The following is a 12,545-nucleotide window of genomic DNA, read 5'->3' as shown; positions in this document are numbered from 1 at the left end:
AATTTTTACAAAATTATTTTTATTAGCTAGCTTATAAATTCAAATTAGCTTAAAGAATAGTTATGTAATATTTTTGCAAAGGTAAAAAGGGGCAGTAATGGAAAATATATTTTTAGAATCATATGATGTTTTTAAGGTATGTAAATCCCCAAGCAAATTAAAAATTTATGATGAATTTTTGCAAAATAATAAAAGGTACTCTATAACGCGTTGCTACTACGTCATCGTGGTGGATAATACATTTTTAACCTACTCGCATCTAATGGTCTATGAGCAGCTACTCTATCTTTTGTACTCACAAAATAAACTAAAAAATGGCGACTTTTCGCTCACCCTTAAAAAAGCAGAGCTTGCTAAGAAATTTAAAACAGACATCACAAAAAGTGCCACAGATACGATAAAGTGCTTTTACGAGATGCAAGATGTGAAAATTTCGATCTTTGTAAAAGATAAGATCGAAAAGCAGATGAATATCATCGAATTTATAGACGCAGATCAGACTGAAAAGTATGGCGAGCTACAAGATGAGATAAATTTGAGGCTAAACCCAGAATTTGTAAAGCTCTACCGATGCATCTATCTTGACAAGATCGAGTATTTAAACAGCTTTGATATAGAACAAGGTAGCTTCATAAGATACTTCATGCAGCACGAGCTAGATGGCGGCGTAAGAAGCTCGGCTATCATCGATAAAATGGGCGTTTTAAACTATTTGCCTTTTGCTTATAAAAAGCGCTTTGAGCAAGAGGTGGCAAGCGTTAGCTTTTATTATAAAAATGAAAAATATGAGATAAAAGATGGCTTTGTAGTCGTCACAAACCACGAAAATAGGGTGATGGATAATCAAAATGCTTCTATCGAGCTCTTTGGTCTTATCTACGAGCAGATCACTAAAAATTGCACTAAAAACATCGTACTAAGTGATGCAAATTTGCAAAATTATTACGCAAGGTTTGGTAAATTTGAGACAAATCAAACTATCTTTAAAATTTTTAGCAACATGGAGCTCATGCTAAATCACTCAATGCAAAAAGAAAATGCCAAAATTTCTTTCTTCTCTCACTTTTTTGAAAGCATAGTCTGCAAAAGAGATACAGAGCTTGAAATTTTGATCGAGCTAAATCAAAAAGGCTTTGAGTATATCATCTCGCGAAGTGCAAATTTAGACTTTTATAATGTTGAGTCAGCTGACTACGGACTTACTTCATATCCAGCTAGCTCGTGTGCGGTGGGTGGAAATTTCTAAATTCAGTTGATTTTAGCTTTTAGTTTGGCGATCACTTCGTCAAGCTTGCCGCTATCTTGAGCGTTTTTTAGGCATTCGTTTATCTCGGTCATCTTTTTGGTAAATTCGTTTTTTATAATGCCAGCCACAAAGTCCTCGCTGTTAGTCTCGTCTAAGATAGGATACATGTCTCGCCAGATATCTTTGATCCACCAGCCACATTTTGATATGCAAGGAAACTCTTTAAGCTCGCCAAGTTTTAGACTCATCATAACCTCATCAGAGTGCTTGATATCGTCTGTGACAAAGTCTTTATGCGCGCTATCAAAGCTCGTAAACATGCGGTAGCCAAGGCTTGATACGTTGTTTTCAGAGCAAATTCTAAACTGAAAAACATTATCTTCATAGTCTAAATTCGATATGCAAATTTGATGTTTTTGGGTGAAATTTGGAAATGAGTTAAACCTTTTATCATCTATGTCAAGCTGCCACTTTGAGCCACTATCGCTAGTTAAAAACTCTTTAAAGCTTAGTTGCACAAATTCTTTATAGCTCATCTCATCAGCTGTGAAAAAGTCATAGTTACTACTGTTTTTTTCTTTAAAATCTTTAAATTTCATATCATTTCCGATCAAAAAAGTGTAACTATTTTACTACTTCTTAGGATAAAAGTTATTAAATTTTACGAAATTTGTAAGATCTTTTATTAGCGAGCTATTTCGGCTTTAGAAATTTAAGTTGTGTAGCAAATGTTTTTTTAAAAACAAATCAAATTTCATCCGTGATGATCTCTATATTTTTAGAGATTTTATTCTGAATATAGCCAGCAAATTTAATTCATAACGCCTAAAAATTTGTTACTAAATTTGGTCTATCTTTTCTTTTAGAAATTCCAAAATTTCTTGCGCTTTTTCATTTAGTGACTCTTTTGGGATATATAAGAATGAGCCTTCTTTTAAGATCAAAGCTACAAAATCATCCGTTTCACAAGTGCCAAGAAATGCACCATATGAAAAATGAACCGTGCTTGTTGCTGTGGCAAACAAGACCTCATCATCATATATAACGATCTCTTGTTCGCGCTCAACATCGATGTTTGAGTAAATGGCTCTAGTAAATAAAACTGGCTTAACAATAGCCGCATAAATATAAAGCAAGATCACGCCAACGCACAAAACGATGACTAAATTTCTTGCCAAAGTAGAGACATCGTCCATATCAGAATATACTATTAACTCGTGCCCAGAAATGTCAAAAAGCGCGACCATGGCTACTCCGCATAGCGCAGTAAATGGTAGCTCGATCATTCTCATTAAAAATACAAATTTATTCTTTTTATAGACGGTGCGTGAGACTTCGCGTAGTAGCTTTTTAAATTTAGCATCATTTTTTATACTAAATTTCGCTCTAAATTTTTCATTTTGCATTTTATTCCTTCAAATTTTGTCTAAATTTCATCGGTGATTATCTTTATCTTGCTTGCATCAACCAAACTGCCGTTTATGATGATCTCCTCTATCTTGCCAGCTCTTATGACGCCACTTTTTGGATTTTTCACGCTTTTTATGCTGCTTTTTGTGCTCACATCGACGCTTGAATATTCAAAAGCAAGGCTTGTATCCATAAAAGTGCAATCTTTCACGACCAAATTTTCTACGTAGCAAAGGGCTTGCAAGCTCTTTATCGTGCAGTTTATGAGCGTCACATTTTTAGCGTTCCAAGCTAGGTATTCACCTGAGATGAAGCAGTTTTGCGCGAGCACGTTTTCACAGTTCCAAAAGGCGTCTTTTGAGATGAGCTTTGAGTTTGTGATGAGAAGGTTTTTGCAGCTATCAAAGCAGTAGTTGCCGTCCAAGCTTAGCCCATCAACCTCCAAATTTTCGCTATTTGCCCCGAAGTAATCCCCTTTTGCAAAGACGTTTTTTATCTTCACGTCTGAGCAGCCCCAAAGTGTCTCGGCGGCGTCTGAGAAACTTACATTTTCAAGTAAAATTTGCGAGCTTTTTCTAAAGCTTTTTGGCGCATTTATGAGCACGTCTTTGAAACTTAAATTTTTGCTGTACCACATGCCAGCCCTTGCTAGAGGCTTGAGGTATCCGCCATTTAGCATGATATCGCTTGCGTACCAAAGTGGATACTTGTAGGCAAAAACGCACTCATTTAGCTCTAAATTTGAGCTGTGCTTTAGTGGTGACTCGCCGTCTTCAAAGATGCAGTTAATAAAATTTATCTCCTTTGCCCCAAACATCGCACGCTCGCCAGTGAAAATTTCAGCAATTCTCTCTTGCATTTTTGTCCTTTATTAAATTTCGCTCTCAAAATTATACTAGTTTTACTGCAAAATGCCATTAAATTTACTTTAAAGACGCAAAGCGTTATAATCGCCCGAAAAAAGGAGCAAAAATGGGTTTAAAAGCAGACTCTTGGATAAGGAAAATGTCGGTTGAAAAGAAGATGATCGTGCCATTTGCCGAGGAGCAAGTGGGGCGTGGTGTCGTTAGTTACGGCGTTTCTAGCTATGGCTACGATATCCGCGTGGGCGATGAGTTTAAAATTTTCACAAACATCGGCGGAACCGTCGTTGATCCAAAGAATTTTGATGAGAAAAATGTGGTTGATTTTAAGGGCGACGTCTGTATAGTGCCGCCAAATTCTTTTGCTTTAGCGCGCACGATCGAGTACTTTAACATGCCTGATAACGTGCTAGCGATCTGTCTTGGCAAGAGCACATACGCAAGGTGTGGCATCATCGTAAATGTGACACCTTTTGAGCCGGGATTTAAGGGGCATATCACGATAGAGATCTCAAACACGACGCCACTTCCTGCGAAAATTTATGCAAACGAGGGCATCGCGCAGGTGCTATTTATCGAGGGCGATGAGCCTTGCGAGGTGACTTATGCTGATAAAAATGGCAAATACCAAGCCCAAGAAGGCATCACACTACCTAGAATTTTGAAGTAATTTTTATGCCTTTGCGACTTTGCAAAGGCTAAATTTATCTCCCACTTTTTATAAAAACCCTAAACAATAACGAAATTTTGACGAAATAGAAGCTAGAAAGAGCGAAGCTTTGATAAACAAATTTTAAATTTGGCACAGCTTTTGCTTAAAAATTTATAAACTAGAACATAAATCAAGCTCAAATATAAGGATATACATGTCAGAGAAAAAAAGTAAAAAAGCAGCTAAACAGACAAAAGAAACAAAGCTAAACGGTATAACAAATCCGATCTTTGAAAAGAACCTACAAGCGTTATTTCAACAAGATGAAGTCTTAGCTGCAAGACTTTTTAGTATGATATCCCAAAATAAATATGAGATAGTTTTAGGAAAAAATGATCCTTTGGATATAAATATCATAAACAAAGAGACGTCTGAATCCATATATGAAAATCCTGTCGAAGAGACATATAAGATGCTTGATGAGATAGAAAAAAAATACAAAAGATACCCAGGTCTTTTTTTCTATGGTCTTGGAAATGGTGTACTTTATAAAGCTCTAGCAAAAAATGTGACACATAAAAGCATTGCTATCATTGAACCAGAGATTGAAATAATTTATAGCGTTTTAAATTTGATCGATCTATCTGAAGAGTTAGAAAAAGAGCAGATAGTGCTATTTTTCTCAGAATTTACAACTCACACACAGTTTCACTATCTTATAGTAAACGCTGAGTTAGAACCCTACTCAAAGACATATAATCTAATAATACACTCTAAATTTTATGATCAGTTTTCAGATGACTATATAGATATAAACAAAAAATTCGCAGAGGCATTTTCTCATATAGTTATAGCACATGGTAACTCTATAGACGATCTTTTGATAGGTACAAGGCAAAATATAGAAAATTTGCCAGAGATGCTTAAAAACTATTGCTACCATGATCTAATCAAAAAGAGACATAAGCTAGTTGATACGGCTATAATTGTTTCAACCGGCCCAAGTTTAGACAAGCAGCTAGAGACACTTAAAAAATTTGCACCTTATGTAAGTATTATTAGTGTTGATGCCTCATACCCAATACTTGCTAGAAATGGCATAAAGCCTGACTATGTTACGTCTATCGAGCGTATGATACCGACATCCACCTTTTTTGAGAAAGAATACCCAGATGTTGATGAAGATATATATTTTGTTATTTCTTCGGTGACCCATACACAAAGCGTAAAAAATATATTACCAAGACGCTTAGTGCTTACCATGAAGCCACAACATGAAGAGAAGATGTTCGGTTTAAAAAAATATGGCTATTTAGGAGTAGGACATAGTTGTGCAAACATGGCTTATCAGTTGGCCTATGTGTTAGGACATAAAAATATTGTTTTTATAGGTCAAGATCTTGCTTTTGGAAAAGATGGGGCAAGTCATGCAAAAGGTCATACTATAGCCCAGCCGGATGAAAATTTATATATCACAGCTTATGGTGGCGAGGGTGAAGTACGAACAACTTATGTTTGGACGCTATTTAAAAATCAATTTGAAAACGATATCGAGCAGTCTAAACTCGAAAATATAACATCCTATAACTGCACTGAAGGTGGTGCAAGGATAGAAGGAACAATAGAAAGACCATTTTTAGAGGTTATGAAAGAGCTTTGTGTGGATAAAAAAGAAAAGAAACTGCCAAACATACCAAAAAATAGCGAAAAAACAACAAATAACGATATGCTTAAAGCTTATAAAGTGATACAAGAAAAGATAAAAATGCAAACCTTTTTGAAAAAAGAGCTTGAAAAAGTATTTTTAGAAGTTACTCCTAGGATAGATGAGTTAAATTTACTAAGAGAACAAGACAAGATAACTCAAAAGCATTTTAATGAACTTTTAAAAATAGTTAAAAAAGTAGACAAAGCTAAAGACTTTATATCAAAAAGAAAGTATATGAAATACATACAAAATGTCTTTATGATATCGGTTTTCTACCAGGAGCTAGAGCTTGCTAAAATTTCTGTAGCACCAAGTGACACAAACAAAGAAAAGATAGATAAGTTATTTGAATGGGCAAATGCGCATAAATACTGGCTATTTTCAGCGGCTGGCGGCATAAATGCTGACATAGAAACAACGAAAAAAGCCTCTAAACCTCTTATAAAAGAGCTTAAAAAACGTGGCATCTTTCCAAAAGAAGACTAAAAATGGATATCTTAAGCTTAATAGGACGCACGAAAAATCTCTTTGAAGATGATATAAAAGCACTTGATAAAGACTTAAAAGAGATAGTTTCAAGCTCAAGCTTTTTAGTTATCGGCGGGGCAGGATCTATAGGCTCTGCTGTGACAAAAGAGATCTTCATAAGAGACCCCAAAAAACTCTACGTCGTCGACATCTCTGAAAACAACCTTGTCGAGCTAGTGCGTGACATAAGAAGCGAGTTTGGATATATAAGTGGCGACTTTAAAACTTTTGCCATAGATGTTGCAAGCGCCGAATTTGACGCACTTTTAGCGCAAAGTGGTGGATTTGACTACGTCTTAAATTTATCAGCGCTAAAGCACGTTAGAAGCGAAAAAGACCCATTTACACTCATGAGAATGCTTGAAACAAATATCTTTAACACCGATAAAACGCTGGCTCAAGCTTCGGATATGAAGTCAAAAAAATATTTCTGCGTTAGCACCGACAAGGCCGCAAACCCTGTAAATTTAATGGGAGCTAGCAAGCGCATCATGGAGATGTTTGCGTTTAGGCACTCTTTAGAGATAGATGTTTCTATGGCTAGGTTTGCAAACGTGGCATTTAGCGACGGCTCACTTCTTTTTGGCTTTCAAAAACGCATAGAAAAGGCTCAGCCCATAGTCGCTCCAAACGACGTCAGGCGCTACTTTTTAACGCCAAAAGAGAGCGGTGAGCTCTGCCTTTTAAGCACCATTTTTGGCGAAAATAGAGATATATTTTTCCCAAAATTAGATGAAAATTTAGACCTCATAACATTTAGCGAGATAGCCAAGCGATACTTAGCAAATTTAGGCTATGAGCCATTTTTATGTGAAAATGAGGAGGAGGCTAGAAAGCTTGCGAAAGTGCTTCCAAAAGATGGCTTTTACCCTTGTCTTTTTGCGCCTAGCGACACGACCGGAGAGAAGGACTACGAGGAGTTTTTCGTTGATGGCGAGAAGCTTGATATGCAAAGACTTCAAAATATCGGCATAGTTAAAAATGATGCAAATTTTGATAGCAAAAAGCTAGAAATTTTCAAAAATAATATCTTAAATTTAAAATCAGGCTTAGCATGGAGCAAAGAAGACGTTTTGCGTGAAGTTTTCGAGCTCATACCAAATTTTATGCATAAAGAAACAGGAAAATATCTTGATGAAAAAATGTGATTTTGACGAGGTTTTGAAATTTATAAAAAGCACTTTTGGCAAGGACAAGGTCCCGCTTCACGAGCCTAAATTTATAGGCAATGAGAAAAAATATCTACTTGAGTGCATCGACTCTAGCTTTGTCTCAAGTGTCGGCAAATTTGTCGATGAGTTTGAGAGCAAGCTAGCTCAAATGGTCGGTGCTAAATTTGCAGTTGCCACGACAAATGGCACCTCGGCGCTTCACATCTGCCTAAAACTAGCTGGTGTAGAGCAAAATGACGAAGTGATCACGCAGCCAGTTACTTTTATAGCCACTTGCAACGCCATTAGCTACCTTTTTGCAAAGCCGGTTTTCGTGGATGTTGATCTTGATACACTTGGTATGTCGCCAGCGTCACTTAGTGCGTTTTTGGAGAAAAATTGCGAGCTAAAAGGCGGCAAATGTATTAATAAAACTAGCGGCAGGATATTGCGAGCCTGCGTACCTATGCACACTTTTGGACTGCCTTGCAAGATAGATGAGATAGCTGAAATTTGTAAGCGTTGGAACATCGCTTTAGTAGAAGACTGTGCCGAGAGCCTTGGCAGCTACTACAAAGGCACTCATACGGGGAATTTTGGCAAGCTTGCAGCGATGAGCTTTAATGGCAATAAGATCGTCACAAGCGGAGGTGGCGGAGCTATCGTCACAAACGACGAGGAGATAGCAAGGCACGCTAAATTTATCACTACAACCGCCAAAGTGCCACATCCTTTTGAGTATCGTCACAGCGAGATCGGCTACAACTACCGCCTGCCAAATTTAAATGCGGCCCTTCTTGTGGCGCAGCTTGAAAATTTGGAGCTATTTTTAAAGAGCAAACGCGAGCTTGCGATGATCTATAAAGAGTATTTTGCTAAATTTGATGATGTGAAATTTATAGATGAGCCAGCTGACGCTAGGTCAAATTTTTGGCTAAATGCAGTGCTCTTTGAAAGCCGTGAAAAGCGAGATGAGTTTTTGAAATTTAGTAATGAAAATGGTGTTTTTACGCGCCCTATCTGGCAGCTCATGAACGAGCTTGATATGTTTAAAGACTGCCAAAGAGATGAGCTAAAAAATGCTAAATTTCTAAGTGATAGGATAGTAAATATCCCAAGTAGCGCAAGAGTTTAGCCGTGCAAGATATAGTTTTAGTGGGTGGTGGCGGGCACTGCAAAAGTGTAATAGATGTCATCGAGAGCGAGGCTAAATTTAATATAATTGGTATCATAGATACGGCAGAAAATATTGGCAAAAAGGTGCTTGGCTATGAGATCATCGGTAGCGATGATGATCTGGCTGAGGTTTTTACATCATGCAAAAATGCTGTGGTGACGGTTGGTCAGATAAAAAGTAGCGAGCCTAGAAAAAGGCTATTTGCGCTACTAAAAGAGATAGGTTTTATACTTCCAACCATAGTCTCGCCACTTGCATATCTCTCAAAGCATGCATGTGTAGGTGAGGGAAGCGTGGTGATGCATCATGCCTTGATCAACGCTGGTGCAAGTGTTGGCAAAAACTGCATCATAAATACAAAGGCGCTTGTGGAGCATGACGCAACTATCGGCGATCATTGCCATATCTCAACAGCAAGTGTGGTAAATGGTGGCGTTGTCGTGCAAGATGGGACATTCTTTGGTAGCAATGCAACCAGCAAAGAGTATATCGTGATAGGCGAAAATTCTATCATAGGTGGCGGAACTAGCGTGATGAGAAGCTTGGAGAAAAACGCTTTTATAAAGGCGTAAAACTAGCATTTTAAAGGAAATTTGATGTCAAATATGGTTTTTATCATAGCTGAGGCCGGGGTTAATCACAATGGCGATATAAATTTAGCTAAAAAACTGATCGATGTAGCAGCCAAAGCTGGCGCTGATGCAGTGAAATTTCAAACCTTTAAGGCTCAAAATCTTGTTTCAAAAAACGCGCAAAAGGCTAGCTATCAAAAAGAAACTACCGATAAAAATGAAAGCCAGTTTGAGATGATAAAAAAGCTTGAGCTAGATGAGAACACGCATAAAGAGCTTATAGCCTACTGCAAGCAAAAAAATATCACTTTTCTCTCAACTCCTTTTGATAGCGACAGCATAAAGCTTCTTGATGAGTTGGGGCTTAGCACATTTAAGATCCCAAGTGGCGAGATAACAAATTTACCTTATCTTAGGCAGATAGGTGGGCTTAATAAAAAGATCATTCTCTCAACTGGCATGACAAATTTAGGCGAGGTGGAAGCTGCGATAGAAGCGCTTGTAAAAAGCGGTACAAAACGGGAAAACATAAGCCTTCTACATGCAAATACGCAGTACCCAACGCCGATGAAGGATGTAAATTTAAAGGCGATGATAACTCTTAAAAATGCCTTTGGGCTTGAGGTCGGATATAGCGATCATACGCTTGGTATCGAGGTTGATATCGCAGCGGTTGCCATGGGCGCAAAGATCATAGAAAAGCACTTTACGCTTGATAAGAGCCTGCTTGGACCTGATCACAAGGCTAGTCTTGAGCCAGACGAGCTAACGGCTATGATTAGGGGCATTAGAAATATCGAACTAGCGCTTGGAGACGGACTAAAACACTTTAGCAAAAGCGAAAGTGAAAATATCAAAATAGCTAGAAAGTCTATCGTGGCAAAACGAGATATAAAAAAGGGTGAAATTTTTAGCGAGCAAAATATCTGCGTAAAACGTCCAGGAGACGGCATAAATCCTATGAGGTGGGATGAGGTAATCGGGCAAATTTCACAAAAAGACTATAAACAAGATGAACTGATATGAGAAAAATTTGTGTAGTGACAAGCACCAGAGCTGAATATGGCCTGCTTTACTGGCTCTTAAAAGAGATCGAGGCAGATAGTGAGCTTAAGCTTCAGTTTATTGTTACTGGCATGCACCTAAGTCCTGAGTTTGGACTAACATACAAAGAGATAGAAAAAGAATTTAAGATAGATAAAAAGATAGAAATTTTAAGTAGTTCTCATACAAGTCTTGATATTTGCGCTGAGATGGCAATAGTTTATGAAAAATTTGCTCCAGCATTAGCTGAGCTTAAGCCTGATATACTAGTGCTTCTTGGTGATAGATATGAGATATTTGGTGTAGCAGGTGTCGCTAGTATCATGCAGATACCAATAGCGCATATCCATGGCGGCGAGACCACACAAGGAGCATTTGACGAGGCTTTTAGGCACAGTATAACAAAGATGAGCCATATACATTTTGCAGCCACAAATGAGTATGCAAACCGCATAATCCAGCTTGGCGAAGAGCCCAGTAGAGTATTTAATGTCGGCGGCCCTGGCATAGAAAATATAAAAAAGCTAAATTTATTAAACAAAGATGAGTTTGAAAAGTCTATAAAATTTAAGCTTGCTAAAAAAAATATCCTCATCACTTTTCATCCGGTGACACTTGAAAATAGTAGTGCAAGAGAGCAGTTTGGTGAGATCTTAAAAGCACTTGATGAACTAGAGGAAACAAATTTTATCTTCACAAAAGCAAATAGCGATACAGATGGCGATGTGATAAATAAAATGATAGATGAGTATGTGAGCGAAAACTCACAAAAAGCCGTGGCTTTTGCCTCGCTTGGACAGCTAAGATATCTAAGCGCGATAAAATTTGTTGATATTGTTTTAGGAAATAGCTCAAGTGGCCTTTTGGAAGTTCCAAGCTTTAAAAAGGCCACCATAAATATAGGCGACCGCCAAAAAGGACGTGCTCGAGCTAGCAGCGTGATAGACGTTAGGCCTGTTAAAGAAGAAATTTTAGCTGCTATCAAAAGAGCGTATTCAAAAGAATTTGAGCAAACTTTAAAAGATACGATAAACCCATATGATGGTGGCAATCCAAGCAAAAAAATGGTTAAAATTTTAAAAGAGATCAAGCTTGATGGTATTTTGAAAAAGAAATTTTATGATATAGGTATAAAATGAGAATAGTAAACGATATAAAACTAAGTATAAATTCAACCATTAAAGATGCCTTACAGACTATTAACAACGGAGGGCTTCAAATAGCCATCGTTGTTGATGAAAACGACGCTCTAGTAGGTACGGTAACAGACGGTGATATCAGGCGTGGTTTGCTAAATGGCCTAGACCTAAACAGTAGCGTCAGCCTCGTAGTACATAAGAGCCCAAGTATAGCAAGTGTTGGTGATACGAAAGAGTCTATTTTAAAGATAGCACTTGCTAAAAAACTTCATAAAATTCCATTGGTTGACGAGCTTGGCAAGCTTGTGGGCATAGAAGACATCGAAGATATTATTAAGCCAGTTGGCAAGACAAATAGAGTTATCCTAATGGTAGGAGGCCTTGGCACTAGACTTAGACCACTCACACAAGATACGCCAAAGCCGATGCTAAAGGTTGGAAACAAGCCGATCCTTCAGACGATAGTCGAGAAATTTGCAGAGTATGGCTTTGTAAATATCACGATGTGCGTAAATTTTAATGCAAGCATCATTAGAGACTATTTTGGCGACGGAAAAGAATTTGGCGTAAATATCGACTATGTTTTAGAGCAAAAAAGGATGGGTACAGCAGGGGCGTTAAGCTTGCTAAAAGAGCGTCCAAGTGAGCCATTTTTTGTTATGAACGGCGATCTTCTTACAAATGTAAATTTCGAGCACATTTTTAACTATCACACGCTACATAAAGCCACAGCTACAATGTGCGTCAGAGAGTATGACTATGAGGTACCTTACGGCGTGGTAAAGATGAATGATAATAAAATAACTGCTATCGCAGAAAAACCAGTGCAGAAATTTTTTGTAAGTGCTGGGATATATATGCTCTCACCTGAAATTTTAGATCTAATTCCACAAGATGAGTTTTATGATATGCCTACACTCTTTGAAAAGGCGATAGCTCAAGACAAAAATGTAATCTCCTTTCCGATACATGAGTATTGGATAGACATAGGACGTCTTGAAGAGTATCAAAAGGCAAATGAAGAATATGCAAAGATATTTTAATGAGATATTTTA

At 37.6% G+C, this 12,545-nt stretch carries 12 protein-coding genes; 9 read left to right on the top strand and 3 right to left on the bottom strand.

What is annotated here, in order from left to right:
• Nucleotides 1-97 precede the first annotated feature (97 nt).
• Nucleotides 98-1,246: a hypothetical protein gene (locus CVT00_RS09020; RefSeq protein ID WP_103559023.1), complete on the top strand. Its 1,149-nt coding sequence runs from the start codon at nucleotides 98-100 to the stop codon at nucleotides 1,244-1,246.
• 2 nt (nucleotides 1,247-1,248) lie between these two features.
• On the opposite strand, the gene CVT00_RS09015 is transcribed toward CVT00_RS09020, so the two are convergent.
• The 3 genes from CVT00_RS09015 to CVT00_RS09005 all read right to left on the bottom strand — a co-directional run bounded on the left by CVT00_RS09015 (nucleotide 1,249) and on the right by CVT00_RS09005 (nucleotide 3,515).
• A complete protein-coding gene (locus tag CVT00_RS09015) occupies nucleotides 1,249-1,845 on the bottom strand; it encodes an effector protein (RefSeq protein WP_103559022.1) in 597 nt (198 codons plus the stop codon).
• 240 nt (nucleotides 1,846-2,085) lie between these two features.
• Nucleotides 2,086-2,652 (bottom strand): YcxB family protein, encoded by a 567-nt coding sequence (locus tag CVT00_RS09010; RefSeq protein WP_103559021.1) that lies wholly within the window; start codon nucleotides 2,650-2,652, stop codon nucleotides 2,086-2,088.
• Nucleotides 2,653-2,672: 20 nt separating this feature from the next.
• The gene (locus CVT00_RS09005; RefSeq protein WP_103559020.1) at nucleotides 2,673-3,515 is read right to left on the bottom strand and encodes a DUF3737 family protein; all 843 of its coding nucleotides are present in this window, start codon (nucleotides 3,513-3,515) and stop codon (nucleotides 2,673-2,675) included.
• A 113-nt stretch (nucleotides 3,516-3,628) separates the two neighbouring features.
• Between CVT00_RS09005 and dcd the strand changes: the two genes are divergently transcribed.
• From dcd to CVT00_RS08965, 8 genes are all read left to right on the top strand, one after another.
• Nucleotides 3,629-4,189 (top strand): dCTP deaminase, encoded by a 561-nt coding sequence (dcd, locus tag CVT00_RS09000; protein ID WP_103559019.1) that lies wholly within the window; start codon nucleotides 3,629-3,631, stop codon nucleotides 4,187-4,189.
• Nucleotides 4,190-4,385: 196 nt separating this feature from the next.
• Nucleotides 4,386-6,365, top strand: a complete 1,980-nt coding sequence (locus tag CVT00_RS08995) for a motility associated factor glycosyltransferase family protein (protein WP_103559018.1) — start codon at nucleotides 4,386-4,388, stop codon at nucleotides 6,363-6,365.
• A 2-nt stretch (nucleotides 6,366-6,367) separates the two neighbouring features.
• The gene (locus tag CVT00_RS08990) at nucleotides 6,368-7,555 is read left to right on the top strand and encodes a UDP-N-acetylglucosamine 4,6-dehydratase (protein ID WP_103559017.1); all 1,188 of its coding nucleotides are present in this window, start codon (nucleotides 6,368-6,370) and stop codon (nucleotides 7,553-7,555) included.
• Entirely contained in the window at nucleotides 7,542-8,693 is a 1,152-nt protein-coding gene (locus CVT00_RS08985; protein WP_103559016.1) for a LegC family aminotransferase, read from the top strand. The genes CVT00_RS08990 and CVT00_RS08985 overlap by 14 nt, the downstream gene beginning before the upstream one ends.
• Before the next feature lie 2 nt (nucleotides 8,694-8,695).
• Complete coding sequence (locus tag CVT00_RS08980; protein ID WP_103559015.1) at nucleotides 8,696-9,307, top strand: NeuD/PglB/VioB family sugar acetyltransferase; 612 nt, start codon at nucleotides 8,696-8,698, stop codon at nucleotides 9,305-9,307.
• A 24-nt stretch (nucleotides 9,308-9,331) separates the two neighbouring features.
• On the top strand, nucleotides 9,332-10,333 hold the full coding sequence (neuB, locus tag CVT00_RS08975; RefSeq protein ID WP_107915903.1) for an N-acetylneuraminate synthase: 1,002 nt from the start codon (nucleotides 9,332-9,334) through the stop codon (nucleotides 10,331-10,333).
• Nucleotides 10,330-11,490, top strand: a complete 1,161-nt coding sequence (gene neuC, locus CVT00_RS08970; RefSeq protein ID WP_103559013.1) for a UDP-N-acetylglucosamine 2-epimerase — start codon at nucleotides 10,330-10,332, stop codon at nucleotides 11,488-11,490. Before neuB ends, neuC begins: the two co-directional genes overlap by 4 nt.
• The gene (locus CVT00_RS08965; RefSeq protein WP_103559012.1) at nucleotides 11,487-12,533 is read left to right on the top strand and encodes a nucleotidyltransferase family protein; all 1,047 of its coding nucleotides are present in this window, start codon (nucleotides 11,487-11,489) and stop codon (nucleotides 12,531-12,533) included. The genes neuC and CVT00_RS08965 overlap by 4 nt, the downstream gene beginning before the upstream one ends.
• Nucleotides 12,534-12,545: the final 12 nt, after the last annotated feature.

The sequence above is a fragment of the Campylobacter concisus genome, assembly GCF_003048675.2.
Taxonomy (GTDB): Bacteria; Campylobacterota; Campylobacteria; order Campylobacterales; family Campylobacteraceae; genus Campylobacter_A; species Campylobacter_A concisus_F.
This window is presented reverse-complemented; position numbering and strand designations above follow the sequence as displayed.

Excerpts from the sequence above, each read along its gene's own strand:
- CVT00_RS08965 (WP_103559012.1), top strand. The coding sequence starts at position 11,487 with ATGAGAATAGTAAACGATATAAAACTAAGTATAAATTCAACCATTAAA.
- neuC (WP_103559013.1), top strand. The coding sequence starts at position 10,330 with ATGAGAAAAATTTGTGTAGTGACAAGCACCAGAGCTGAATATGGCCTG.
- CVT00_RS09010 (WP_103559021.1), bottom strand. The coding sequence starts at position 2,652 with ATGCAAAATGAAAAATTTAGAGCGAAATTTAGTATAAAAAATGATGCT.
- CVT00_RS08985 (WP_103559016.1), top strand. The coding sequence starts at position 7,542 with ATGAAAAAATGTGATTTTGACGAGGTTTTGAAATTTATAAAAAGCACT.
- CVT00_RS08995 (WP_103559018.1), top strand. The coding sequence starts at position 4,386 with ATGTCAGAGAAAAAAAGTAAAAAAGCAGCTAAACAGACAAAAGAAACA.
- neuB (WP_107915903.1), top strand. The coding sequence starts at position 9,332 with ATGTCAAATATGGTTTTTATCATAGCTGAGGCCGGGGTTAATCACAAT.
- CVT00_RS09020 (WP_103559023.1), top strand. The coding sequence starts at position 98 with ATGGAAAATATATTTTTAGAATCATATGATGTTTTTAAGGTATGTAAA.
- CVT00_RS09015 (WP_103559022.1), bottom strand. The coding sequence starts at position 1,845 with ATGAAATTTAAAGATTTTAAAGAAAAAAACAGTAGTAACTATGACTTT.
- CVT00_RS08990 (WP_103559017.1), top strand. The coding sequence starts at position 6,368 with ATGGATATCTTAAGCTTAATAGGACGCACGAAAAATCTCTTTGAAGAT.
- CVT00_RS09005 (WP_103559020.1), bottom strand. The coding sequence starts at position 3,515 with ATGCAAGAGAGAATTGCTGAAATTTTCACTGGCGAGCGTGCGATGTTT.
- dcd (WP_103559019.1), top strand. The coding sequence starts at position 3,629 with ATGGGTTTAAAAGCAGACTCTTGGATAAGGAAAATGTCGGTTGAAAAG.